Raw genomic sequence first — 25,101 nt, 5'->3', positions numbered from 1 at the left:
ATCTTATTTAAAGATGACCGTTTAGAGTTTTTTATTTTGAAAGTAACTAGGTTGGCGGGGATTCTTCGCTTTTTTTACATATCATCCCCTGTCACCATTAAACACCCCCAAGCAAATCACCCTTAAAAACAGAAAAAAAGCTGCTTAGAATCCTCCAAACAGAGGTCCTTATAGCAGCTTATATTTAACTTGCCTTTTATTTTACATATTCTTTAAAAACAACAGTTGCGTTATGTCCGCCGAAACCTAAACTATTGCTCATCGCGGCACGTACTTTTTGTTTTCTTGCTTCGTTTGGTACATAATCTAAATCACAATCTTCATCAGGTGTTTCATAATTAATGGTTGGTGGGATGATCCCTTCACTAATGGCTTTAACCGTAAAGATCGCTTCCACTCCACCAGCAGCTCCTAATAAGTGACCTGTCATAGATTTGGTTGAGCTAATCGCTAATTTATAGGCGTGCTCTCCAAAGACCGTTTTGGCTGCTAATGTTTCGAACTTATCATTATAGCCTGTACTCGTACCGTGGGCATTCAAATAGTCAACTTCAGTCGGATCAATTCCTGCATCCTCAATCGCCATTTGCATTGACCGTGCTGCACCTTCGCCTTCAGGGGCTGGTGCCGTTAAGTGATGGGCATCACCAGTTGCTCCGTAACCAACGATTTCAGCATAAATTTTTGCTCCACGTTTTAAAGCACTATCTAAACTTTCTAAAATGACAATTCCTGCTCCTTCACCCATAACAAAGCCATCACGGTTTTTGTCAAATGGGCGTGAAGCCGTTTTAGGGTCCTCATTCGTTGAGACCGCTTTTGCGGCACAGAAACCAGCTACAGCCATATTCGTAATCGGCGCTTCTGCTCCACCCGTAATCATCGCATCTGCATCACCACGTTGGATTACTTTGAACGCATCCCCAATCGAGTTCGTACCAGATGCACAGGCCGTTACCGAACATGAGTTAATTCCTTTTGCACCTGTTGTAATCGACACTTGACCTGAAGCCATATCAGGAATCATCATCGGAACAAAAAATGGACTCACACGACGGTAGCCTTTCTCTAGGAAATTATGGAAATTCTGTTCATACGTTTCCATTCCACCGATACCTGAACCAATCCAGACACCAACACGTCCAGCATTCTCTTCTGTAATTTCAAGTCCTGAATCCTTCAATGCCATAAGGGAAGAAGCGACCGCAAATTGGGTAAAACGATCCATTTTACGAGCATCTTTTTTATCAACAAAAATGGTTGGATCAAAATCTTTCACTTCTCCTGAAACACTGATTGGAAAATTCTCAGCTGGAACTCTTGTGATTGGCCCAATCCCAGAAACGCCCGCAATGGCCTGGCTCCATGTCGTTTCCGCATCATTACCAAGTGGGGTAACGGCTCCTAATCCTGTAATTACTACTCGCTTTTTTTCCACTATGCTCTCTCCTTTATTTTCATTCAATATCTATTATTTTCCCCAAACGAGAGCGATTGCTCCCCAAACTAATCCACCGCCAAAACCAACTAAAACGACAGTATCTCCATCTTTTACTTTACCATTTTTTAATTCATCAACGAAAGCCATAGGTATGGAGGCGGATGAAGTATTTCCATATTTATGAACCGTTTTCGCCATCTTTTCAACTGGTAAACCGAGACGTTCCCTCGAGGCTTCCATGATTCGAATATTAGCTTGGTGAGGAATGAGAAAATCGACATCCTCTTTATTTAATCCTGCTTTTTCAATGACATTTAAACATGACTCACCCATTTGTCTGACGGCGAATTTAAACACTTCGCGACCATTCATTTCGATGTAATCATTTTGTAAATTAATATGCATAGCCCCAGAACCGTCAGCTCCTAGTTCAAATGCGAGAATCCCTTTATCATCAGCTACTGGACCAAGTACGGCTGCACCTGCACCGTCGCCAAATAAGACAGCTGTATTTCGGTCAGTCATATCGGTTACAGTAGAAAGTTTTTCTACTCCGACGACTAAAACATGTTTATAAGCTCCTGTTTCAATAAATTGCTGGCCAGTAATAATCCCGTACATAAATCCCGCACAAGCGGCTGAAACATCCATGGCTGCCGCCTTTTTTGCACCTAAACGATCTTGGATGAGGGCTGCTGTTGATGGGAATGGCATATCAGGTGTTACCGTAGCCACAATGATCAAATCCACATCCTCAGCTTTTATCTCTGCCGCCTTTAATGCCTCTACAGCCGCATCATAGGCCATATCAGATGTTTTGACCTCTTCTGGAGCAAAACGACGTTCTTCAATTCCCGTTCTCGTTTTAATCCATTCATCTGATGTATCTATTTTTTGCTCAAAATCCGCATTTGTCACAACGTTTTCTGGAACATAACTTCCTAACCCTAAAATCCCAGCTTTTGGCATCCTTTAATTCCCCTTCCAAGTTGTACTTGTCTTTTCCAACCAATAATTTAGTACCTGCTACTAATAGTATATCAAAACTTTATTGATGTCTAGTAAAAATCCTTCAACCTCACCTTATTTTAGGCATTCAATCATTTTTTTATCACTCCATTAAAGAATAGGCATATGCCTTCACACAGGAATGGTTTTATGCCCATACACTAATGTGTGAAGATTAAAATTAGACATTTTCTAAGTGAGGAGGGGTAAAAATGTCTAAAAAGAAACATGAGCCAGTCAAAAGAGATTTATTTTCAGATTTAATGTTTGGACGCCCACCAGAACCAGAACCCGAGAAAAAATCATCTTTTTTTCATACGGTGGAGCAATTAATTGTATTGGTCGACAAAATTGGGCCAGCTTTAGATAAATTTGTGCCTATTATCCTAATTGCACAGGCATTATTAGAAGATAAAGCAAGTGAAAAAGAGGAGAAAAAGGAAAAAGAGTAAGTAGAAAAACTCATATTAATGAAAGAAGATTTATCGTGGAGGGGGAGCTTGTAGTAGATTTGGACTTTGCAAAATGAGGAGATTAACTACTCCCTCTCCTTATTCTTCTCTTTCTTCATAAACAAAAAGATGGCTCATGTACGTACCATGAACCATCTTTTTATTTATTATCATTGCGGTCTGAAATGCGGACCGAATTGGGGACCAAACTGAGGACCAAACCCTGGTCCGTAACCCGGGCCAAATTGGGGACCATAATTCGGACCGAAATTCGGTCCATAGTTTGGAGCTGGATAATACGTATTGCCGCCAAAGCTATTAAAAAGCAAAGGACCGATAGCAAGCCCGGCAACAAAAGGTAAAAGAGGAAAAAAACGTTCTTCTTGCCCCGCGTGACGATACAACGGTGGCTGATAAGAACGAGTCATAGGTTGATAAGGATGATAGGACATAACGAACACTCTCCTTCATTTCGCTTTCTTCATTATGTTATGTCCCTGACCTAAAATTTGCGCTTGTCTAATTAGTTAATTGTCCTAATTCTTGTTTAATTCATCAAATACGGAATGAAATAAGCCTTCTAATTTGCTCTGCATATCTTCTTCTTCTTTTGTTGCAGCCGGCATTTCCTTAACAGCCAAATAACTTTCAACAAAACCATCTATATCGCCTGTTCGTAGCTCAGCAATGGCATAATAAGAAAATAAACGAATATGGTTTGTCCCACTTTCTTTCATTAAATGAACAAAAGGGGCTAAGATTTGAAGGGCTTTTTGTTCTTGCTTATTTTTTACTAATTCAATACCTTTCGTTATTTGTTTAGCAAAATGAGTTAACTCTTCTTTAGGATTGGTCATTTCAATATCCCCTTTTTTATTTAGCTCATCCTCCATCAGCTGTACAGCCTATGCATTCAACAGAGGTGCACTGAAAAAGTCCTGTTCATTATAGAATCAGTTTGGATGATTTGGCTTACTCCGCCAGCTTCATCCCTTACGCGTTCCGCGGATGAACCGGAAACCTACTCACAACTAAGTCGCTGCGGGGTCTCCCGTGTTTCACTTCTCCCACAGGAGTCTCCGGGTATTCCGAATGTCAAACCCCATTTGAGCTTCACTTCTTTTTATGTACATGATTATCGATAAAGGTACTATGTTTTGATTCTTAATGCAAGTATGGCATCTTAACCTTTTCACCCGTCTGCATATAATATTGAATAGCTTCGAGCAAATAGAACGTTACTTCTTCAGGGACTTGAGAGCTAAACTGACCTAAACTAATCACCTCTTCTTGAAAATCGAGGGTGTAGTTTCCAGCCTGTAGTTGTCCCGTCATAAATTGCTCGACCACTTTTACGTATAAATCCTCAACATGCTGAATCGTGCTCGTTAACACAGATGCTTCTCCTAAATCAGATTGATCCGAAATATAACCAATCACATAAAGACCATCTTTTTTACTTTTTTCAATAATATCAATATGAAAGCCATCTCCAATTGGATAAATAATATCGACGTTTTGTCCTTTCATTTGTTCGTAGTAAGAAAGGGCTTGGGCTTGATCCTGCCAACTTAGCACATGTTCTACCGATACGGCTACCTGATCATTTTGAAATCGAACACCATCTACAAACCCTTGGATTTCTGGCTGCCAAGGAAAAGCTGCAATCACACCGACCTCATCATTTTGAGTCATAATCGCGGATAAAATACCAGCAAAATACCCCATCGCATAACCGTCAAAGGAAAAGCTGGTAATATTCTCTCCTTCTACCTCACCATTAAACACAACAAAATGAATCTCCGGGTAACTTTTCGCTAATTCCGGAAAAGCATCCGCAAACCTTTTTCCATGCCCAAAAATAAGCGAAACATTATTTTGATTAAATTCCTCAATAGCGTACCTCATTTGTTCGATAGTTTGAATTTCCTCTTTATAAAACACTTCTAAATTAAATTGAGAATGGACTCGAAGTAGACCTTCATACCCTTGCCGATTCCAGCCTTGATCATTAATCGTATCTTCTAGCATTAACCCTACATTATTTGAATCAGCCGTACTAATTGTTTGAATACACCCGATAAATAAAATAGGAAAGATAAAAAGAGGAATAAATAATAACCACTTTTTCTGCTTTAACATGTTGCCTTCCTCCTCTTTAGCTATTTATCCCTTCGAGAAACAAAAAAGCGGATAAAAAGAATGATGTTAACGATTTCTTTTATTCGTTAAACTTATGTCCAAATCCTGTCTACATTGTGTAAATTCGACATTTGTAATGAAACTGTAATTTATTTTCGAACGTGCTTCCTCCCATAAACATTGGTATAATGAATCGTAGCATTTTGTAGAAATGAGGATCGATATGACTAAATTGAATGAAATAGAATCGCGACGAACATTCGCCATTATCTCTCACCCAGATGCAGGGAAGACGACATTAACAGAAAAGCTTCTGTTATTTGGAGGGGCGATACGTGAAGCCGGGACAGTTAAAGGAAGAAAAAATAGCAAGCATGCGATGAGTGACTGGATGGAAATTGAAAAGCAACGTGGGATTTCCGTTACGAGCTCCGTCCTTGAATTTTTATATGATGGGTACCATGTCAATATTTTAGATACCCCAGGACACCAAGATTTTAGTGAGGATACTTACCGTACATTAACAGCAGCTGATTCAGCTACAATGTTAATTGATGTTGCTAAAGGGGTCGAAGCCCAAACAAAAAAATTATTTAAAGTTTGTAAAATGCGTGGTATCCCGATTTTTACTTTTATCAATAAATTAGACAGGCAAGGGCGAGATCCTTTTGAATTAATGGAAGAACTCGAAAACCTTCTCGGAATTCGTTCCTATCCAATGGGTTGGCCAATTGGGATGGGGCAATCTTTTTCAGGTGTTTACGATCGAATGGAAAAGAAACTTGAATTATACAACCCAGACAACCCAAAAGACATTGACATCATTCAATTAACAGGCCCTGATGATCCAAAACTTGACGAAGCCATTAATGACGAAGGGCTTGTCGCACAGTTCCGTGAAGAACTTGAATTATTGGATGTTGCTGGCGATGATTATGACGTTGAGAAAGTGAAAAACGGTGAATTAACACCTATCTTTTTCGGAAGCGCGGTTTCTAGTTTCGGTGTTCAAACCTTCTTAGAACATATGCTAAAACTAGCTCCAGCCCCAACACCTCGGATGAGCACAAAAGGAATCGTTAATCCATTTGACCATCAAGGTTTTTCTGGTTTTATTTTTAAAATTCAAGCGAATATGAACCCAGCACACCGTGATCGAATTGCTTTTCTGCGAATCACCTCTGGAAAGTTTGAAAGAGGTATGACGGTCAAACACGTGCGAATCGGCAAAAATTTAAAACTGGCTCAACCGACCCAGTTTTTGGCTCAAAGTCGTAGCCTAGTAGAAGAAGCATATGCAGGAGACATTATTGGACTTTTTGATCCAGGTAATCTTCGTATAGGTGATACCCTTGTAACAGGAGAAGCGTTTGAATTTGATGAAATGCCTCACTTCTCTCCCGAACATTTTTGTGCCATTACGGTCAAAGAAGCTTTAAAACATAAGTCATATGAAAAAGGCCTTCATCAGCTAACAGAAGAAGGAGCAATTCAACTATTTAAAACATTTAATAGCTACGTCGAAAAACAAATTGTTGGAGTTGTTGGGGTATTACAATTTGAAGTACTCGAGCACCGTCTCAAAAATGAATACCATGTCGATATTCAATTAGAGCGACTCCCCTACTCATTTGCTCGTTGGGTAAATGGACCCGTAAAAGAGATGGAAAAGTTTAAAAAGGCACAAAGAAATTTAGTAACGGATCGCGATGAGCGAATCGTTGTCTTATTTGAAAATGAGTTCCAAATGCGAACAGCGATGGACAAATATCCAGAGCTACGCTTTTATGAAAACTCCTTTGTTAAAGAGGAAAAGTAAGCGAATATTAATAGACCCCCTTGGAGCTGAGCACAATTTTTTTCCAAGGGGCTTTTATTTGGCAAGTTTTTCGGCGCTCTTCACACAATCTTATCGTCTCAATTCCCTATTGATAAATCATTTACCACCTCTGCCCTTGAAACACATAACTCGCGGTGCTTTGTAATTTATCTTCTAAATTCCCTTCATAATAAGGCATCCAGTCATTGGCCGTTTTGAAGTCAACCCACTTTACATCAAGAATCCACTCTTTATCAATGATATCAATTTCTCCATGAACCTCCGTAGCTAGAAAGGTAAAAAAGATCGCATGCTCTTCAAAATTCATCATATAAGCCTCATTCACTGATACAATCTGTCCAACCTCGACTTGTAACCCAGTTTCTTCCCAAACTTCTCTTTTAGCTGCTTCCTCAAGTGACTCTCCTTCTTCAACCGCTCCACCTGGCAACGACCAATTCTGATGTTTCTTATTATGGACAACTAATACCTCATTTTTTTCATTTAATATAATGGAATACACGACATCAACTCTCTTCATCTTCGTTTCCCCATTTCCCTTCATTATTTTTTGTTTTTTAAGCATAATAAAACCCTCTTATTTTCACAAGAGGGCTTCGTCATTAGATTGGAGTAACTTCACCTAAATATTCTTCCAACGTCCAGTCATTTTCAAATAAAATTTCGGCAATTTCTGTTCCGATATAACGAAGATGCCATGGTTCAAAATCATAACCCGTTATTTCCTCTTTGCCTTTTGGATAGCGGATAATAAATCCATATTCATGGGCATGAGCCGCTAACCATTGTCCTTCATCCGTTTCTTCAAAAGCCGCTGATAATGCAAACCCATTGCTTCGACTTGAAACATCCATAGCAAGCCCAGTTTGATGCTCACTTTGCCCAGGCATTGCCACCACTTCTTGGTCGGCACCGTGATTTGCTAATGCATTTTCATAAAGAACTTCCTGTCTTTCATATGAACGATAGCCTGAAATCGCAAATAGTTCAATATCTGCTTCTTCTGCTGCCATAAATAATTCTTCAAGTGCAAACGCTGCTTCTTCTCTTAAATAACGTTTCTCCAAATTTTCCTCAAAAGAAAAACGAACATTTGGAGCGACCAAATCATCCGGTTTATAATCACTAGGTAGTAAAAATTCTCGATTAATATTAGCAAATATATTATCAGGATTTTGAATAACGGCTTGTCCATCAACAGTGATCACTTCGTTGATTTTATCAGCTGAAATCAGGTACCCATCCACTTCTTCTGATTCATCTTCATTTGAACTGGCTGAAATCTCCTCAGAAGTGCCTTCATAGTTTACATCTTTTTCTCGTTCTTGCTCTTCTTGTTTCGCCTCTTCTTGTAACCTATCATCAGCTTGTTCATTGTTTAAAAATGAACAGCCGATAACCACCGTCATTAAAAGGAAAAGCATAAATATTTGAACGGTTTTTTTTAGCATTACTTCCTAACCTACCTTATGACAAATTTCTACTTCTCTATTACTAACCGTTATTTACATAAACGATAGACCTCATACTAATTACTTAAGGTTAAATTATAAATGAAATAATAGAATCAGTAAATGATCCAGATAGAAATCAATCTTTAGTTATAGAAGGATTCATTCCATTAATCATATTCTACCAAAAGTATGATTGTATTGACCTATAAATTTACAAAGCTTTCAATATAAAAAAGCATAACCAGAAATGGTACGCTTTTTGGTTGATTATGTTACGTTTCAATCAATGATTGATGCTAAACTTAAATAATTTTCTTTGTATTCTATCCAAATTACCCCTTGAAATAAATGCTTATGATTCAAATCTTAAAATGAGCCAAACATGATAAATGACTTCGGCAAGGGCCGTAGTCATTTTGTCATTTATTCATTTTCACCCGAAACCTCAGTTTGGTTCTTCAGCATTTCATAATGCTCTTTTTGTTGTTTCAATCCTTTTGAAACAGGCGTTTTAGCTTCAAAACCTAAGAGCTGCTTTGATTTTTCAGTTGATAATGTAGTCTTAATCTTACTTTTATTAATGCGCTCCTCATCCATTTTTAAAACTTTTATCCCTTCAAACCATTCTTCTAATTTTCCAGTTGCAAGCTGATACACTTCATTGACATGTTCTGTATCTAAAGCCAACATAAAAGCTTCAATCACATCATCGATATAAAGAATATCAATTTGAGAACGATCCATTTTAGGATAATCCACCCCTTCAAGAATTTGCTGATAGGTCATATCACTGCGTTGAAAAGGACCATAAACACTAGGCAATCGAAAAATGACATATTCAACTTTTTGTTCTGGTGCGAGTTTTCTAATCAATGTTTCACTTGCAAGCTTTGTGATACCATAAGCAGAAGTTGGATTTGTCGGCGTTTTTTCCGTTATGAGCCCAGGTCTTTCTCCATAAACCTGTACAGTGGATGGAAAAATAAAGCGGGATTGTGGTGGTGCATTCAGTAGAATTTTTTTCGTTAAAGCAACATTATGGGCAATAACTTCCTGAAGTCTCGGCCACTTGCTATCATATTTTGTTAATGCCGCTAAATGATAAATGGCATCAATATCTTTTAACTCGGATTCTAAATCTAACTCTTCAACTTTCTTTTCGATTAAGTGAAATAGAGCATTTCGTCCAAGTCTCATTCTCATTTCCTCTAATTCATTTTGACGTTCTTTTACCATTTCATCTATCGCTACTACCTCATAGCCCGATTCAATCAGTTTTTTGCATAAATGAAAACCAATGAATCCGAGTGCACCTGTCACAACAATTTTTTTCATAATGCCCTCCTATTTATAAAACGAAGCCTGTTTGCTCAGAAGTGAGAAAAAATTAGGGACGGCTTCTGAAGACGCTTTTTGTCTTCATAAGACGAACCGATTTTTCTCGAGCTTCTAACAGGCTTCGCTAGATTGATTATAAAGCGAAGTCCGTTTGCCCAGAAGCGAGAAAAAATAAGAACAGCTGATGAAGACGCTTTTTGTCTTCATTCAGATGGGCGATTTTTCTCGAGCTTCTAACGGACGTAGCTAGATTGATTCTAAAGCGAAGCCTGTTTGCCCAGAAGCGAGAAAAAATAAGAACAGCTGATGAAGACGCTTTTTGTCTTCATTCAGATGGGCGATTTTTCTCGAGCTTCTAACGGACGTAGCTAGATTGATTATAAAGCGAAGTCCGTTTGCCCAGAAGCGAGAAAAAATAAGAACAGCTGATGAAGACGCTTTTTGTCTTCATTCAGATGGGCGATTTTTCTCGAGCTTCTAACGGACGTAGCTAGATTGATTATAAAGCGAAGTCCGTTTGCCCAGAAGCGAGAAAAAATAAGAACAGCTGATGAAGACGCTTTTTGTCTTCATTCAGATGGGCGATTTTTCTCGAGCTTCTAACGGACGTAGCTAGATTGATTCTAAAGCGAAGTCCGTTTGCCCAGAAGCGAGAAAAAATAAGAACAGCTGATGAAGACGCTTTTTGTCTTCATTCAGATGGGCGATTTTTCTCGAGCTTCTAACGGACGTAGCTAGATTGATTATAAAGCGAAGCCTGTTTGCCAAGAAGTGAGAATACTAAGGGGATCAATGCTAATTCGCGACCCCAATTACCACGCCCTGTCGGCAAGAAATCGAAACCCTCTCCGCCGTCACTTACAGAGAGGGTTTTATAACTTTTTTTCATGTTTTTTGTAAAACGAACGAACGGGTTGTAAAAAGGATGAAAAACTTTTCCCTAAACCATATATACTTAATGATATCGGAAGCTCATTCGCGACACAAAATTGCTCAAACCTTCTACTGTGCTGGGCAACCGGATATTTTTTATCAGCCATTAAATGATAAATATGAATGGGCAAACTTCCTTGCCAATTTTCCAAATTAATTAACTGACTGCAAAAGTGTTCTGTTATTTTATCCTCCGGTATTTGATGAGCCAGTGAAAATTCTTGCAAAAAGCGTTTAAAAAACAATTTATTTTTTTTCTCTTCGTTATAGACCGTCTCAACATAAATACATGGATTTAAAAGAAAGACAGATCGGATTAAATCTTTTCTTTTTTCTATTAATCGCAAAGCAACTAACGCCCCAATACCTTCCGCAAACAGATGGAATTTTTTATTTAAAATTTGCTTTTTTATTAAAAAGTGATGTAATTGCTCAATATATTGACAAGCCCTATCACTCCCCCAATGTTTTCCAAACAATTGAGAAGTAATCACCGTATACCCTTCTTCAACTAAAGCCTTTAAAAACGAATATCTTTCCGGATGTTGCTGCCATATACTTGTATCCGCTCCAACCGTACGCTCATTATCCGATAACAGGATGACTGCGAAGCCATTAGGACGATAAGGCATATAAACAACATTCGCTTGTTCTTCTATATAAAAATAGTGCGTATAGATAGTCATGTCCTCGCCTCTTTATCATTTTCTACTCCAATTATGTTTCATCCTTATATTACCGTATGCATAAAAGAGGAAATAGGAGACAGCAACGTACAAAATAGACAAGATGACATAATTGAAATATTTTCTAGACGTGCTTTATGTATATGACGGAAAGCCATAAAAAATGTAGAGAGGTTAATGAAATTTTTAACTAGTTGAAACCAAAGCTTAAGCATTCGTTCTGGATTCGATTGATTGTGATTAATGTATAAACTTTGGTGCCCTTTTGCCCTCTTTATCCTTATGACTTTCACACGCAAAGTCTAAATCAACTGCCTACCTCTACACACACTTTTCACTCTCACATCCCATCACTTCAAACTTTTTCACCTCAAAAAAAAGCCTCGCACTTTGTCTTTAATTTCACAGACATAGAGCGAGCCTTTTTTAATCACATTATGGTTTTCTTTTTGGTGTCCATTTACGATTATCATTTGTCGTTTCTGGGAACTCGTCACCAGCGTGCAGCTTAACTGACTTTGGTTTTGTTACTGGATCGCCTGTTTCACCTATTTCAACATAAATCCCATTATTGGGAGCCTTTTGACCAGGCACAAACTGTCGGTTTTGACCCATAATATCTCCCTCCTTTATCGATATCATTTCCTAAAGGAAAAAAATCATGAATCCAATTTCCCGACTCTCTCTAAATTCCAAAAATTCTCTGTTCAGAAAAACTTATATTATTTACTCAACTTTCGCATCGAAAAAATCCGTTCAACTAGTTGGCAGAGCGAAAGGGAAGCTCTTAAACAAATGCCCTTGACACGTTTGAAAAGCGAGAACGCACTATCACACCAAACGGATAAACTGTGCATTAAGAAAAAAATAATAGGCTGCCCTCCGGCGGTCGCTCCCAAAACCATACTCCGCGTCCTTGCCGAGAACCTGGCGAGCCTCCTCGGTACACCTGTGGGGTCTCGCTCCACGGTTTATTCCTGCTGGAGTCTCCGTATGGTTTTGTCCGCTAAGTGTAGGGGAGATGCTTGATGATAGGGCCATTCTCAATCAGCTATTTCTAACGCAGAAGGACCTTCTTCTTCCCTTTGTTGGTTATGGAACTAAATAGGGAGTTGCCCCCTATTTTTTTCCTAAGTCTGCCGTCATGAAAAGACATGATTTAAATCGAAACCAGCTCGATCATCTAGCTAACGTATAGAGCATCAACACTGATTTTTTTACAACTGTAACGGATTTAGTCATGAAAGGAGAAAAATCATTCTCAAGCTACTGTACGTTGAAGTCATGACTGTTTTTTTATTCGATGAGAAAACTGAACCTAGATTCGATTCCATGATCTAGCGGACAAACAGACACGGAGACTCCCGCCGGAATAAACCGTCCAATGAGACCCCGCAAGCGTGAAACGCTGAGGAGGCTCATGAGGTTCCGGCAGGACGCGGAGTGTCTGTTTGGGAGCGACCGCCGGAGGGCATGAAACAAGTAGAGCATAAATCACTCCCATGTCTGGTGTCTGTTTGGGAGCGACTGCCGAAGCGCTTCATTTTAGTGAACAGTTTCCTTCAACAGTCTACGAAGAGATGTGTTCAGACTGTCAACGATTGAACCGTTCATGTAAAATCAATTTGAGTATTGTATTGCCCTAAAGTCAATCTCTATCAACGGTTAAGGGTCAATCATACGTTGCGAAAGTTGAGTTATTTAATTAATGAAGCTAAAATTGCTTTTTGAGCGTGTAAACGATTTTCTGCTTGATCATAAATGACGGAATGCTCACCGTCGATAACGCCTTCTGAAACTTCCTCGCCACGATGAGCTGGTAAGCAATGCAAAAAGAGATAGTCCTCTTTTGCACCACTTACTAATTGTTCATTCACTTGAAAAGGAGCAAATGCTTTTTCACGTTCTGATTGCTCTTGTTCAAACCCCATACTTGCCCATACATCTGTATAAATGACATCGGCATCTTGGATGGCTTCTACTGGGTCATGAGAAAGAGACACCTTTGCTCCTGTTTCTTTAGCCGCTTCTTTAATTTTTTCAAAAATAACGGGATCAACTTCATATTTTTCAGGTGTGGCCACCACTACATCCATGCCTACTTTTGCTCCGGCCGCTAATAATGAGTGGGCCACATTATTGCCGTCACCGACGTATACAAGCTTTAAACCGGCAAATGTTTGTTTATGCTCATAAATCGTCAGTAAATCAGCCATCGCTTGACAAGGATGATAATAATCGGTTAAAGCGTTGATAACAGGAACATCCGAATGTTTGGCAAATTCCTCAACACTTTCGTGAGAATTAGTCCGAATCATAATCGCATCGACATAACGCGATAGAACATTCGCTGTATCCATAATCGGTTCGCCACGGCCAATTTGTAAGTCCCTTGGGCTTAAAAATAGGGCATGCCCACCTAATTGGGTCATTCCAACCTCAAAGGAAACACGTGTTCTTGTCGAAGCATTCTCAAAAATCATTCCTAAAGACTTGCCAGCAAGCAGATTGGTTGAGACTCCACGCTTCTGCTTACTCTTCAACTCCACTGCCAAATCCAATAATTGCTTTATCTCTTCTGGCTGATAATCCAATAATGTTAAAAAGTCACGACCTTTTAAATTTACCTTTTCAACGATTGTTTGTTCCATTTCATTCTCCCCTTTTCCAACTTACTTATTACTGATTCGATAAAGCTAAATTTTCTTCTTCTGCAGCGAGCCACTCTTGCAAAGAAACACAAGCATACTCTCCCATCCCAGCTCCTTTTAACATCACTTCAAGAGTTGATAATTCCGTAATCACTGTAACTCTTTGTTTTAACGCTTCTTTACGCTTTTTAGCTCCATTTTTAAATCCTGGTTTTGGCAAAGATATAAAGGCAGTCGCGTCGTCCTGCTGAATCCATGTATCAAAATCATTTGTTGTCATAACAAAACCATGTGATTCTAGTTTTTCTGTATAAAATAAAACTTCATCTTTATATAATGGATCGGCTTCAATATAAATCGTCCCTTTTTGACGATACAATGCTGGAATTTGATCTTGTGTCCAAGCAAATGCTTTATGGAAAGCTTCATTCAAATCATAACTAAGGCTAATTAATTCCCCCGTCGATTTCATTTCCGCCTCTAAAATTGGATCAAGACCTGCCAACTTTTGATAAGAAAAAATCGGTGCTTTGACCGTATAGAAGGATGTTGGCTTAACCATTTTCTCTTTAAACCCTAACTGTACTAATGATTTTCCTAATAATAGTTGAACTGTATAGTTAATCAATGGTTTGCCATAAACTTTGCTTAAAATTGGTACCGTTCGTGAAGCTCTGGGATTAATTTCAATCACATACACTTGGTTGTTATATAAAACAAATTGAATATTAAAAATCCCTTTAAAATCAATTCCTTTAGCTATTTTTTCTGTATAATCAATAACCGTTTCTTTTACTTCATCACTTAAAGAGAACGAAGGAGTTACAGCGATACTGTCACCTGAGTGGACACCCGCTTTTTCAATATGCTCAAACACCCCCGCGATATAAATGTCATCTCCATCCGATAAGGCATCTATTTCAAATTCAACTCCTGGATAATAAGCATCAATTAATAGTGGAAAAGTGAGCTCATGATTTTGATCTTCAAAATAAGCAAGAAGCTCTTGTTCTTCGGTAAAAATCATCATTCCTTGCCCGCCAATCACATAAGAAGGACGAATGAGCACAGGATAACCAATCTCTCTAGCTTTCTTGATTGCCCCTGTTTTGTCATTAGCGGTTACACCTGGAATATGTGGAACCTCCACTGCTTTCATAAAGTCATAAAATAAACCACGGTCCTCAAGCTGATCCATTGTTTTTTGATTCGTTCCAAATAATTGAACCCCTGCTTTTTCAAGTCCTTCCACTAAAGAAATAGCAGTTTGTCCACCGAGTTGCACGATAACGCCTTCTACTTGCTCGAGCTCTACTACAGATAAAACATCTTCTACCGTTAACGGCTCAAAGTATAAGCGATCGGCCGTTGCATAGTCGGTACTGACCGTTTCTGGGTTATTATTCATAATAATCGCTTCGTAACCGAGTTCCCGTAAACTCATCGCTCCATGAACTGAACTATAATCAAATTCAATTCCTTGCCCGATTCGAATTGGACCAGACCCAATGATTAAGATTTTTTTATTTTCACTTGGAATCACATCATTTTCCCCTGACCAGCTTGAATAAAAATAAGCCGTTGAGGCGGTAAATTCTCCTGCACAAGTGTCAACCATTTTATAAGATGGATAAATGCTAAATTCTTTTCTTTTTTGACGGACATCAACTTCTTCCACTCGCCATACTTCGGCTAACCACTGATCAGCAAAACCATATTTTTTAAAAGCAGACAATGCCTCAAAATCAACCTTAGCAAAAGAGGTCCTTCGAATTTGACCTTCCATCTCTATTAACCGTTCATAAGCCGCTAAATAAAAATGATTAATCGCCGTTCTCTCATGAAGCTCCTTTACCGAAACGCCTCTTCTAATGAGTTCAAGCATCGCAAAAAAACGACGATCATCCGCTTGTTTGACAACACTCCATAACTTTTCAGTCGTCCAGTCATTTAAAATCGTCAATGAAAGTCCATTCGTTTTAATTCCTAAAGAACGAACTGCTTTTTGCAAGCCCGCTTCAAGGTTCCGCTCAATCGCCATTACTTCTCCTGTTGCTTTCATTTGCGTTCCTAGTGTCCGATCGGCATGAACGAATTTATCAAAAGGCCATCTTGGAAATTTGACGACTATATAATCTAAAGCTGGTTCAAAACTAGCATACGTATGACCAGTAACAGGATTTAATAATTCATGTAAGTGATAACCGAGGCTTAATTTGGCCGCCATACGAGCAATTGGATATCCAGTCGCTTTTGATGCTAAAGCCGATGAACGACTGACACGCGGATTGACCTCAATTAAATAATATTGTTTACTATTCGGATCAAGAGCAAATTGAATATTACAACCGCCAACAATTCCTAACGCACGGATGATTTTTAAAGAAACCGAACGGAGCATTTGATATTCAACATCTGTTAATGTTTGTGAAGGGGCCACGACGATTGAATCACCGGTATGGACACCGACTGGGTCAATGTTTTCCATATTACAAACGGTGATACATGTATCATTACTATCACGCATCACTTCATATTCAATTTCCTTAAACCCCGCAATGCTTTTTTCAATTAGACACTGATGAATTGGACTTAAATCCAGACCACCTTTGATTGTTTGAATTAAAGTTTGTTCATCATCGGCAATCCCTCCACCTGCTCCCCCAAGTGTATAAGCAGGGCGAACAATAATTGGATATCCAACTGAACGGGCAAAAGAAATTGCGTCTTCAACCGTCGTGACAATTTCACTATCGGGAACAGGCTCCTCTAATTGACTCATTAATTCACGAAATAATTCCCGGTCTTCTCCTTTTTTAATCGAATCAATCGGTGTTCCAAGTAATTGGATTTGATGTTTTTCTAGTACACCTTGATCATGTAGTGCTAACGCTAAGTTCAAGCCCGTTTGACCACCTAATGTCGCTAAAATGCCATCTGGCTTTTCTTTTATGATTATTTTTTCAATATTTTCAACGGTTAAAGGTTCGAAATAAACCACATCTGCACATGATTCATCCGTCATGACGGTCGCAGGATTGTTGTTAATTAAAATAACCTTTACTCCCTCTTCTCTCAAAGCTAAACAAGCTTGTGTACCCGCATAGTCAAACTCTGCGGCCTGACCGATAACGATCGGACCAGATCCGATGACTAAGACTGTTTTTATCTCTATTTGTTTAGGCATACACTTTCTCTCTCCCTTTTGACTTCACCATACTAACAAACATCTCAAACATTTTTTCACTATCACTCGGTCCAGGGTGTGCTTCTGGATGAAATTGAATCGATAATATCGGGAAGTTTTTATGCTGTAGTCCTTCAATTGAACCATCATTAATATTATAAAACCTTGGTTCCAAACCCGTTTCAGTTAAACTTAATTCATTCACAACATAACTATGATTTTGCGAAGTCATATACACTTTATTCGTCACTTTATCTAAAACAGGTTGATTCGCTCCACGATGTCCGAAGCGTAATTTTTCAGTATCTGCTCCAAAAGCTAAGGCGAGAAGCTGATGACCTAAACAAATGCCAAGGGTTGGATACTTTTCAGCAATTCCTTTAATCGTTTTCAAATAAGGAGCTAATTGTTTTGGGTTTCCCGGACCATTTGATAACAGAATGCCATCTGGTTTCAATTGCTCAATCTGTTCCTTCATTTTTGTAAAAGGAACGACCGTCACTTGACACCCAAGCTTTACGAGTACATCAACCATCGATTTTTTATAACCAAAATCAACTAAGACGATATGCTCTTTTCCATCACCAAAGGAAAGAATCTCATTTGTGACAACATCTGAAACAACATCTAATTGATCCAAAGGAATACTTTTAGAGAAATCCACTTTTTCGGGATTTGTGGTCATAACCGCACGCATATCACCATGTTCACGAATTCTTTTCACAATCGCTCGTGTATCCACATTAGTTATTAAGGGAATGTTGGAATTTCCACAGCCGTTTTCTAACGAATGATTCGCTTCATAATGATAAGCACCTTTTGATAATTCACTTACAATTAAAGCAGATGCTTGTGGTTTAATACTTTCATAATCTCCTTCATTCAAACCGTAATTTCCAATAAGCGGATACGTAAACACGACCATTTGTCCCTTAAAAGAAGGATCACTTAACACCTCTTGATACCCTGTCATCCCTGTAAAGAAAACGATTTCCGCATGAATGTCTTTATCTAACTCTCCTTGAATATCCCCTTTAAAAACCTCTCCTGTTTCCAGTACAATATATCCGTTCATTACAACTCCTCCATCCAAACGAATCTTTATTCTTTTACAAGTATGTTTATTCATTCTTCTTCATAATAATAGGCTTCTTTATTTAAAAGCCGTGTTTACTATCTATAAACTTACCGAAGATGTCTCATACACTTCTTTTATCGAGTCAGCTAAAATGTGCACCGCCTCATCCATTTGTTCATAAGTAACATTTAATGGCGGTAATAAACGGATGACATTCGCCCCTGCTGGTAACACGAGCAAACCCTTTTCACGGGTTTTTATTAAAATATGCTCAATTGGTTCGGCACACTCCACTCCAATAAGAAACCCTAATCCCCTTACTTCTTTAACGATTGAAAAATTAGTTAATTCCTTTTGTAGAGCAGCTCTTAAATAGCTCGCCTTTTCTTTTGTCTCATTATAAAAATCTTCATGAAAAATTTCTTCTAAAACCGCTTTTGCTGCTGTCATCGCTAGTGGATTACCACCAAATGTTGAACCATGTGAACCAGCTTGGAAATAAGGTTTTAAATGACCTTTCCCTAGCATCGCTCCAACTGGGAATCCATTTCCGAGTCCTTTGGCTAATGTGATAATATCTGGTGATAAACCAAATTGCTGATAAGCAAAAGCCGACCCTGTCCGTCCTATACCCGTTTGGACTTCATCAATGATAAGCAAGATTTGGTGAGCCTGTGCAAGTCGTGTAAGTTCATTTGCATAAGATGGTTCCATAACTCGAACTCCACCTTCACCTTGGACAACCTCAACCATAACCGCTGCCACATCATTATCTATTAATTCTTTTAAAGCTTCGATATCATTTAATGGGGCGTAAACAAAACTTGAAACGAGCGGACCAAAGCCATTGTGAATTTTTTCTTGGCCAGTCGCTGACATCGTTGCGAACGTACGTCCGTGAAACGAGTTTTGTAACGTAATGATTTTATGTTTTCCTGTTGCTTTACGAGCTAGTTTTATCGCTGCTTCATTGGCTTCAGCTCCACTGTTACAAAAGAAAGCACAATCGGCGACACTGTTTTCAACTAAAATTTTGGCTACTTCTTCCTGCTTCTCAATTTGAAAAAGATTGGAGCTATGCCATAATGTATCTAATTGGCTTTTCACAGCCTCTGTCACTTTTGGATGGCAATGACCAAGATTACTTACGGCAATTCCTTGCACAAAATCGATATATTGTTTTCCATTTTTATCAAATAAATAAGTTCCTTGCCCTTTTTCTGCTTCCACTTCCCACTTTGCATAGGTTGGAAATAATGAACTCATTTCGATTCCTTCCTTCTTATGTCGCAGTTGTTGCGACTTGTTTTTTGGTTATTTTTGTCCCATAAATCGTTCCGTTTGCAAACAAGGACGTTCCTTTCCCATTCATAATCCAAACAGATTGTAACGAACCGGTTAAACTTTTGAGGGCTGCCTTCACCTTTGGAATCATCCCACCATAAATCGTTCCATCCTTTATATACGAAGCAATTTCTTCTGCCGTTATCGCTGGCAGTAGCTTTTTATCTTTTAATATCCCATCAACATCTGTGACAAAAACAAGCTCTTCCGCCTTTAATTCAGCTGCAATGATAGCAGCAGCACTATCTGCATTGATGTTATAATGTTGGCCATTTTGATCGACACCAATTGGAGCAATAACCGGGATAAAATCACTATCTAATAAACTTAAAAGCAATTGTTCATTTATTTGAACCGGTTCTCCAACAAAACCTAACTTCTCCTTATCAATCGCTTCAGCTACGATTAATTTCCCATCTGTACCAGATAAACCAATCGCCTTTGCTCCAACTGATTGCAACTTACGCGTTAACTGTTTATTCATCTTTCCGCATAAAACCATCTCAGCTGTCTCAAGAACTTCTTCCGTTGTTTTTCTTAATCCATCGATAAAGGTCGATGGAATTTGTAATTGAGTAAGCATTTTATTAATAGCAGGCCCACCACCATGAACAATGATTGGGTGTTTGCCTGCACTTTTTAGTTGAACGATACTTTCAAAAAACGCTTCCGTTAGTTCTGTAATCGTACTTCCTCCACATTTCACGACCACAATATGATTCATGAAGTCTTCCTCCTCTTATTAAGTCCGATAACCGGCATTGATTCTAACGTAATCGTATGTTAAATCACAGCCCCACGCTTTTCCGAAACCTTCTCCAATATGCAAATCAACAAAAATTTGAACAACTTCATTTTTTAAATAGTTGGTTGCTTCTTCTTCTGAAAAGTGGACAGGCTGACTATTTTTTAATGTATCAATAGAACCTAAACGAATATCAATTTCTTCTGGGTTAATCTCACATCCGCTGTATCCAATGGCACAAATGATTCGACCCCAGTTTGCATCTGTTCCATAAACCGCTGTTTTCACTAAATCAGAACCGACGATTTGTTTGGCAACCATCCCCGCCTCTTGATCATTTAAAGCTCCACTTACTTGAACCTCAATTAACTTCGTTGCCCCTTCACCATCTCTTGCTATTTGTTTCGATAAAGATTCACAAGTTAGTTTTAAAGCTTGATAGAAATTCTCCCAATCTGGATGAGCTGGAGTTAAAGAATCATGAGCTGCTAACCCTGATGCCATAACGACAGCCATATCATTTGTGGATGTATCTCCGTCAACCGTAATCCGATTAAATGTTTGATTCGTAATCGATGATAGAGCTAGTTGCAGCACATCTGATTCAATGTTGGCATCTGTTGTCACAAATGAAAGCATCGTCGCCATATTCGGATGAATCATTCCCGATCCTTTTGCCACTCCACCAATCGACACCGTCACCCCATCGATCGTTGTTTGATAACAAGCTCGTTTATTCAGTGTATCTGTTGTTAATATTGCTTGATTAAAGTTTTCTGCCGCTTCAAACGATGAATCTAGTTCAAAAAGGGCAATTCCGTTTTTAATTTTTTCCATTTGTAAATATTCGCCGATTACTCCTGTAGATGTAACAGCAACTAAATGCTCATCACAATTGAACTTTGCTGCACTTAATGCTCTCATCTCATAAGCATCTTTTAAACCTTGTTCACCCGTACACGCATTGGCATTGCCACTATTGACGACTAATGCCTTAATTTTCCCCTCTTTGGCAATGCTCTCCTTGGTTACTTTTAATGGAGCAGCTTGAATTTTATTTAATGTATAAACGGCTGCAGTGTTGGCTGGCACCTCACAAACGATTGCTCCTAAATCTAGGCGCTTCCGTTTCACTCCAGAATATACGCCAGAAGCTTTAAACCCTTCAGGTGTTAAAATACTTCCCTCTATTTTTTCAACTATTTGTTTTTCTTTATTTAGTGTTCTCACCACTCGACACTCTCCTATGGGTAAACCGGTACAAAAGCAAGACCTGTTTGCTCTTCCCAGCCATTCATAATATTTAAATTTTGGATTGCTTGACCTGAGGCCCCTTTAACAACATTATCGATAACAGATATGACCGATATCCGTCCCGTTCTTTTATCATAAGTAACTCCGATATCACAAAAATTACTTCCGTACACTTCCTTCGTAGCTGGGAAAACTCCCTCTGGTCGAACCCGAACAAATGGGGCTTGTTGATAATTTTCCTCATAAAGTTTCCTTAAATCTGATTCTGTTATTGCAGTTTTCGCTTTTGCATAAATCGTTGCCATAATCCCTCGAACCATCGGAACTAAATGTGGTTGGAATGTAATCATTTCTACGCCCTCATCCCACAGCTGTAAGACTTGCTCAATTTCTGGTGTATGTTTATGCTGATTGATTTGATAGGCTTTAAAATTCTCATTCATTTCACTAAAGTGAGTTATTGCACTTGGACTTCTTCCCGCTCCTGAAGTTCCTGACTTTGCGTCCACAATAATCGAATCCAATTCAATTAATTTTGCTTTAATTAATGGAGCTAACCCAAGCAATGTCGCCGTTGGATAACAACCAGGATTAGCGATGACTTTCGCTTTTTTTATCTCTTCTTTATTCCACTCTGGTAATCCGTAAACTGCTTGCTCAATAATCGTTGAACTCGCAGACTCTCTTTTATACCAAGATTGATAGATTTCTGTGTCTTTAATCCTTAAATCTCCAGATAAATCAATCACTTGTACACCAAGATTGACAAGTGACTCTGACAATTCAGCCGAAACACCTGGTGGAGTAGCAAGAAAAACGGTATCAACACTTTGAGCAATTTCGGTCACGTTTATCTTATTTAATGACTGTTCATAAATAGTTGATAGATGTGGGTACGATTCATGAATATGCACCCCTTCTTGTGATGATGAATAAAGGATGATTTCATTCACCTTTGGATGCTGATGAAGCAACCTAAGCAAATCCGATCCACCATATCCTGTTGCTCCAACAATTCCTATCTTCATCTAAATTTCTCTCCCATTCATACCTTAGCTTTTTTTGATCTTGGTAACATTATAAATATGAATAAAAATAAATTCAACTGTATTTTTATTTTATTTCTAATAAATTTGAAAATACTTTTTTTTATAAAAAGATTAGGGGAGCTCTATCGCTGATTCTAAAGTGCTTTAACGCGTTTTTTCATTGAATCCGTCAAGTGACAATTAATGGGTACATGGGGAGGATAAAACTTATGTATAAAAACAGATCCATACAAAACTGAGGGTAGTGAAAATGGTCTACCCGTTAAAATACGGTTACATTAATTAGTATACTCCGTTCGCTGCATGCCCTACGCGTTCCGCGGGTGAGTCGGGAGCCTCCTCTCTTCGCTGCGGGGTCTCCCGTCCTTCACTATTCCCGTAGGAGTCTCCGGGCATTCCGCTCGCTCCGTTTTGGGGCATGAAAAAACAGTTTGAACCAAAGTGCGACCATCTACTTGGAAACCAAATTATCTTAAAATTTTTCTGAAATAATGGTGTTGTTAAGACTTTTTTAGTCATCTCTACATAACCAACATGGTAAAGCAAAAATATGATCCGACACCAACTACAATAATAGCTTGAGAAGTTACAGCTATTTTCCAGCGAAAGAAATGTCGCGGAGACTCCCGCGGGATTTAGGAGCTGGGCTGAGACCCACAGGTCAGGCCGTGGAGGCTCAGCGCTCCCCGCAGGACGCGGAGCGACATTTCTGCAGCAGCAGCCGAAGCTCCCTATTTTATACCTCAGCCGCATCTTACTTTTAGATAAAAAAAGACCCAAAAGCTCCTAAACTAGCCTTTGGGTCTCTACTTACTTATTTATATATACACTCACATTTCTTGTTCAATTGCCGCTTTAATATCTTCTATAATCGGCTCCTGTTGTGGCTGCATTCCATTATAGCTACGAATTACTTGACCTTCCTTATTCACTAGATAAAAAGCTGTGCTATGGGCAATATCATCATCCAGCGGCTGAACAGCTGCTTTAAACGCTTCTCTAGAAAAATCAGCAATCTCATCTTGTTCATAACCTGAAAGGAAATGCCACGTCTCTAAGTTAGCCCCAACATTTGTGCCATACCCTTTTAAATGCTCGGGGGTATCTCGTTCTGGATCAACCGTAAAAGTGACAAACTGAATATCAATGCCATCACCTTCTAACTCCGCTTGCAAGTTTTGCATATTCGGTGTCATCGTTGGACAAACCGTCGTACAGTACGTAAAAATCATATTCGCTAAATAATAATGACCTTCTAATTCATTCGTGCCAAATGATTCTTCATTTTGATTTACAAATGAAAAGCTAGGTACATGAGCATCATATCGAACATAATCATATTGCTCGTCCATATTCGAGCCACCTAATTCATACAACCAACCACATCCCGAAAGCACAAACAGGAGGATAAAACCACTAATTACCTGTTTCATCATCTTAAATTCCCCTTTATTCCGTTCTTATTTGTGATGGAATATCACTAATCGATAACTCTCCATCATGTTGCTTTTCTTTCTTTAACCATTGCTTAAATACATAAGCAATCGTGATGCCGTAAATGATCTCTTGCATAATTTTCATTTGCACGCCAGCCAGCTGTTGATCCATTCTCGTTTCCAAAAGGGAAAACGACTGTGGACCAGCAAACATATCATATGGAATCGACGCACCTGTCGGTAAACAATAAGCCATCGCATTGGCCCATATCGCTGGATTTGTATACATTTCATACATTGCTTCTGGTGCAAATATAATTAAGGCACAGGCTGGTGTAATTAATAGTCCATTCAAAAAGATATACAAGATTCGTTTCAAATCAGACAAATAAGCATGACTTGGAACAGGTTGAATCATAAACCACCACATTAAAAAGGCCGCAAAAAATAATCCATATTGATACAAACTATGCAAAGTCGGATTTTGCATAAGAGTATCAAACATAAACGGGACATGATAAAATGAAAACAACCCATTAAATAAAAATAAAGCCATAATCGGATTCCAAATAAAATACAACGGTTTAGAAATACGATATTTTGTGATTTTAAGAATAATCGCTTCATAAACCCATGTTGGAATCGATAAAATTAGGAATGGGACGGCAACAATATAAGCTAGTACCATTTGTGTCATATGTAAAGAGAGCATCAAATGTCCAGCAATATATAATGGGCTCCCCCAACCTAAATAAAGGGCGACCAAAAATAAAACAAAATAAACTTTTTTCCTTAAAGGTACGGGCTCTGAATGACTGAAACGTTTGCTCCATTTTGTTACAAGCATCCAATAGAGAAAACCTAATATGAGTAACCCGATAATAAGCTCTGGTGTCCAGAGAGCTCGCCATGTAAAGGTAGAAAATAATGACTGCATCTTTTGAACCTCCTAAAATGGGAGAATAAATTCATCGAAAGCAATTTCTCCAATCATAACTATAACATAATCAATTGTGATTTTTTAAAGCGAAAAAAGGAGAATTTGTTACCTATTTATGAAACT

At 38.6% G+C, this 25,101-nt stretch carries 21 protein-coding genes; 2 read left to right on the top strand and 19 right to left on the bottom strand.

Translation table 11 applies throughout. From position 1 onward, the window contains the following. Nucleotides 1-196: 196 nt before the first annotated feature. Nucleotides 197-1,438: a beta-ketoacyl-ACP synthase II gene (gene fabF, locus AA0017_RS03595; protein WP_413379625.1), complete on the bottom strand. Its 1,242-nt coding sequence runs from the start codon at nucleotides 1,436-1,438 to the stop codon at nucleotides 197-199. Between the two features lie 33 nt (nucleotides 1,439-1,471). After that, nucleotides 1,472-2,410, bottom strand: coding sequence for a beta-ketoacyl-ACP synthase III (locus tag AA0017_RS03590; RefSeq protein ID WP_413379623.1), 939 nt, complete (start codon nucleotides 2,408-2,410; stop codon nucleotides 1,472-1,474). Between the two features lie 251 nt (nucleotides 2,411-2,661). Between AA0017_RS03590 and AA0017_RS03585 the strand changes: the two genes are divergently transcribed. Further along, nucleotides 2,662-2,901 (top strand): hypothetical protein, encoded by a 240-nt coding sequence (locus AA0017_RS03585; RefSeq protein ID WP_413379621.1) that lies wholly within the window; start codon nucleotides 2,662-2,664, stop codon nucleotides 2,899-2,901. Between the two features lie 170 nt (nucleotides 2,902-3,071). Here the strand turns inward: AA0017_RS03585 and AA0017_RS03580 are convergent, their stop codons facing one another. From AA0017_RS03580 to AA0017_RS03570, 3 genes are all read right to left on the bottom strand, one after another. Continuing rightward, nucleotides 3,072-3,353, bottom strand: coding sequence for a penicillin-binding protein (locus AA0017_RS03580; protein WP_413379619.1), 282 nt, complete (start codon nucleotides 3,351-3,353; stop codon nucleotides 3,072-3,074). An 84-nt stretch (nucleotides 3,354-3,437) separates the two neighbouring features. Continuing rightward, nucleotides 3,438-3,758, bottom strand: a complete 321-nt coding sequence (locus AA0017_RS03575; protein WP_413379617.1) for a hypothetical protein — start codon at nucleotides 3,756-3,758, stop codon at nucleotides 3,438-3,440. A gap of 307 nt (nucleotides 3,759-4,065) precedes the next feature. Continuing rightward, nucleotides 4,066-5,043, bottom strand: coding sequence for a BMP family ABC transporter substrate-binding protein (locus AA0017_RS03570; RefSeq protein WP_413379615.1), 978 nt, complete (start codon nucleotides 5,041-5,043; stop codon nucleotides 4,066-4,068). A 223-nt stretch (nucleotides 5,044-5,266) separates the two neighbouring features. Between AA0017_RS03570 and AA0017_RS03565 the strand changes: the two genes are divergently transcribed. Continuing rightward, the gene (locus tag AA0017_RS03565) at nucleotides 5,267-6,862 is read left to right on the top strand and encodes a peptide chain release factor 3 (RefSeq protein ID WP_413379613.1); all 1,596 of its coding nucleotides are present in this window, start codon (nucleotides 5,267-5,269) and stop codon (nucleotides 6,860-6,862) included. A gap of 121 nt (nucleotides 6,863-6,983) precedes the next feature. On the opposite strand, the gene AA0017_RS03560 is transcribed toward AA0017_RS03565, so the two are convergent. The 14 genes from AA0017_RS03560 to ctaG all read right to left on the bottom strand — a co-directional run bounded on the left by AA0017_RS03560 (nucleotide 6,984) and on the right by ctaG (nucleotide 24,975). Further along, entirely contained in the window at nucleotides 6,984-7,448 is a 465-nt protein-coding gene (locus AA0017_RS03560) for an NUDIX hydrolase (protein WP_413379611.1), read from the bottom strand. Between the two features lie 37 nt (nucleotides 7,449-7,485). After that, entirely contained in the window at nucleotides 7,486-8,334 is an 849-nt protein-coding gene (locus AA0017_RS03555) for a D-alanyl-D-alanine carboxypeptidase family protein (RefSeq protein WP_413379609.1), read from the bottom strand. A gap of 426 nt (nucleotides 8,335-8,760) precedes the next feature. After that, nucleotides 8,761-9,672 (bottom strand): NAD-dependent epimerase/dehydratase family protein, encoded by a 912-nt coding sequence (locus tag AA0017_RS03550; RefSeq protein ID WP_413379607.1) that lies wholly within the window; start codon nucleotides 9,670-9,672, stop codon nucleotides 8,761-8,763. An 875-nt stretch (nucleotides 9,673-10,547) separates the two neighbouring features. After that, nucleotides 10,548-11,294: an alpha/beta hydrolase gene (locus AA0017_RS03545; protein WP_413379604.1), complete on the bottom strand. Its 747-nt coding sequence runs from the start codon at nucleotides 11,292-11,294 to the stop codon at nucleotides 10,548-10,550. A gap of 435 nt (nucleotides 11,295-11,729) precedes the next feature. Further along, nucleotides 11,730-11,909: a YjzC family protein gene (locus AA0017_RS03540; protein WP_003324862.1), complete on the bottom strand. Its 180-nt coding sequence runs from the start codon at nucleotides 11,907-11,909 to the stop codon at nucleotides 11,730-11,732. Nucleotides 11,910-12,991: 1,082 nt separating this feature from the next. Next, nucleotides 12,992-13,945 carry an ornithine carbamoyltransferase gene (gene argF / locus AA0017_RS03535; RefSeq protein WP_413379602.1) on the bottom strand — a complete coding sequence of 318 codons (954 nt, stop codon included), beginning with the start codon at nucleotides 13,943-13,945 and terminating at the stop codon, nucleotides 12,992-12,994. A gap of 28 nt (nucleotides 13,946-13,973) precedes the next feature. After that, nucleotides 13,974-17,132, bottom strand: coding sequence for a carbamoyl phosphate synthase large subunit (locus tag AA0017_RS03530; protein ID WP_413379600.1), 3,159 nt, complete (start codon nucleotides 17,130-17,132; stop codon nucleotides 13,974-13,976). Further along, nucleotides 17,125-18,207, bottom strand: a complete 1,083-nt coding sequence (locus AA0017_RS03525; protein WP_413379598.1) for a carbamoyl phosphate synthase small subunit — start codon at nucleotides 18,205-18,207, stop codon at nucleotides 17,125-17,127. Before AA0017_RS03525 ends, AA0017_RS03530 begins: the two co-directional genes overlap by 8 nt. Before the next feature lie 102 nt (nucleotides 18,208-18,309). Then, entirely contained in the window at nucleotides 18,310-19,476 is a 1,167-nt protein-coding gene (locus AA0017_RS03520; protein WP_413379596.1) for an acetylornithine transaminase, read from the bottom strand. Nucleotides 19,477-19,492: 16 nt separating this feature from the next. After that, nucleotides 19,493-20,278, bottom strand: coding sequence for an acetylglutamate kinase (argB, locus tag AA0017_RS03515; protein ID WP_413379594.1), 786 nt, complete (start codon nucleotides 20,276-20,278; stop codon nucleotides 19,493-19,495). An 18-nt stretch (nucleotides 20,279-20,296) separates the two neighbouring features. Next, nucleotides 20,297-21,529, bottom strand: coding sequence for a bifunctional ornithine acetyltransferase/N-acetylglutamate synthase (gene argJ / locus AA0017_RS03510; protein ID WP_413382359.1), 1,233 nt, complete (start codon nucleotides 21,527-21,529; stop codon nucleotides 20,297-20,299). 14 nt (nucleotides 21,530-21,543) lie between these two features. Next, nucleotides 21,544-22,581, bottom strand: a complete 1,038-nt coding sequence (argC, locus tag AA0017_RS03505; protein ID WP_413379592.1) for an N-acetyl-gamma-glutamyl-phosphate reductase — start codon at nucleotides 22,579-22,581, stop codon at nucleotides 21,544-21,546. A gap of 851 nt (nucleotides 22,582-23,432) precedes the next feature. Then, nucleotides 23,433-24,038, bottom strand: a complete 606-nt coding sequence (locus AA0017_RS03500; RefSeq protein ID WP_413379590.1) for an SCO family protein — start codon at nucleotides 24,036-24,038, stop codon at nucleotides 23,433-23,435. 13 nt (nucleotides 24,039-24,051) lie between these two features. Further along, nucleotides 24,052-24,975, bottom strand: coding sequence for a cytochrome c oxidase assembly factor CtaG (ctaG, locus tag AA0017_RS03495; protein WP_413379588.1), 924 nt, complete (start codon nucleotides 24,973-24,975; stop codon nucleotides 24,052-24,054). Nucleotides 24,976-25,101: the final 126 nt, after the last annotated feature.

Origin of the sequence: Alkalihalobacillus phoenicis, from assembly GCF_047302405.1 — a bacterium.
Taxonomy (GTDB): domain Bacteria; phylum Bacillota; class Bacilli; order Bacillales; family Bacillaceae_D; genus Alkalihalobacillus.
Note: the sequence above shows the minus strand (reverse complement) of the source record. Positions and strands in the feature narration are given on the sequence as shown.

What these genes read in the sequence shown, in the direction of transcription:
- AA0017_RS03500 (WP_413379590.1), bottom strand. Translation starts at nt 24,038, where the DNA reads ATGATGAAACAGGTAATTAGTGGTTTTATCCTCCTGTTTGTGCTTTCG.
- AA0017_RS03590 (WP_413379623.1), bottom strand. Translation starts at nt 2,410, where the DNA reads ATGCCAAAAGCTGGGATTTTAGGGTTAGGAAGTTATGTTCCAGAAAAC.
- AA0017_RS03565 (WP_413379613.1), top strand. Translation starts at nt 5,267, where the DNA reads ATGACTAAATTGAATGAAATAGAATCGCGACGAACATTCGCCATTATC.
- ctaG (WP_413379588.1), bottom strand. Translation starts at nt 24,975, where the DNA reads ATGCAGTCATTATTTTCTACCTTTACATGGCGAGCTCTCTGGACACCA.
- AA0017_RS03580 (WP_413379619.1), bottom strand. Translation starts at nt 3,353, where the DNA reads ATGTCCTATCATCCTTATCAACCTATGACTCGTTCTTATCAGCCACCG.
- AA0017_RS03560 (WP_413379611.1), bottom strand. Translation starts at nt 7,448, where the DNA reads ATGCTTAAAAAACAAAAAATAATGAAGGGAAATGGGGAAACGAAGATG.
- AA0017_RS03550 (WP_413379607.1), bottom strand. Translation starts at nt 9,672, where the DNA reads ATGAAAAAAATTGTTGTGACAGGTGCACTCGGATTCATTGGTTTTCAT.
- argB (WP_413379594.1), bottom strand. Translation starts at nt 20,278, where the DNA reads ATGAATCATATTGTGGTCGTGAAATGTGGAGGAAGTACGATTACAGAA.
- argC (WP_413379592.1), bottom strand. Translation starts at nt 22,581, where the DNA reads ATGAAGATAGGAATTGTTGGAGCAACAGGATATGGTGGATCGGATTTG.
- argF (WP_413379602.1), bottom strand. Translation starts at nt 13,945, where the DNA reads ATGGAACAAACAATCGTTGAAAAGGTAAATTTAAAAGGTCGTGACTTT.
- AA0017_RS03520 (WP_413379596.1), bottom strand. Translation starts at nt 19,476, where the DNA reads ATGAGTTCATTATTTCCAACCTATGCAAAGTGGGAAGTGGAAGCAGAA.
- AA0017_RS03575 (WP_413379617.1), bottom strand. Translation starts at nt 3,758, where the DNA reads ATGACCAATCCTAAAGAAGAGTTAACTCATTTTGCTAAACAAATAACG.
- AA0017_RS03540 (WP_003324862.1), bottom strand. Translation starts at nt 11,909, where the DNA reads ATGGGTCAAAACCGACAGTTTGTGCCTGGTCAAAAGGCTCCCAATAAT.
- AA0017_RS03585 (WP_413379621.1), top strand. Translation starts at nt 2,662, where the DNA reads ATGTCTAAAAAGAAACATGAGCCAGTCAAAAGAGATTTATTTTCAGAT.
- AA0017_RS03570 (WP_413379615.1), bottom strand. Translation starts at nt 5,043, where the DNA reads ATGTTAAAGCAGAAAAAGTGGTTATTATTTATTCCTCTTTTTATCTTT.
- AA0017_RS03545 (WP_413379604.1), bottom strand. Translation starts at nt 11,294, where the DNA reads ATGACTATCTATACGCACTATTTTTATATAGAAGAACAAGCGAATGTT.
- AA0017_RS03525 (WP_413379598.1), bottom strand. Translation starts at nt 18,207, where the DNA reads ATGAACGGATATATTGTACTGGAAACAGGAGAGGTTTTTAAAGGGGAT.
- AA0017_RS03555 (WP_413379609.1), bottom strand. Translation starts at nt 8,334, where the DNA reads ATGCTAAAAAAAACCGTTCAAATATTTATGCTTTTCCTTTTAATGACG.
- AA0017_RS03530 (WP_413379600.1), bottom strand. Translation starts at nt 17,132, where the DNA reads ATGCCTAAACAAATAGAGATAAAAACAGTCTTAGTCATCGGATCTGGT.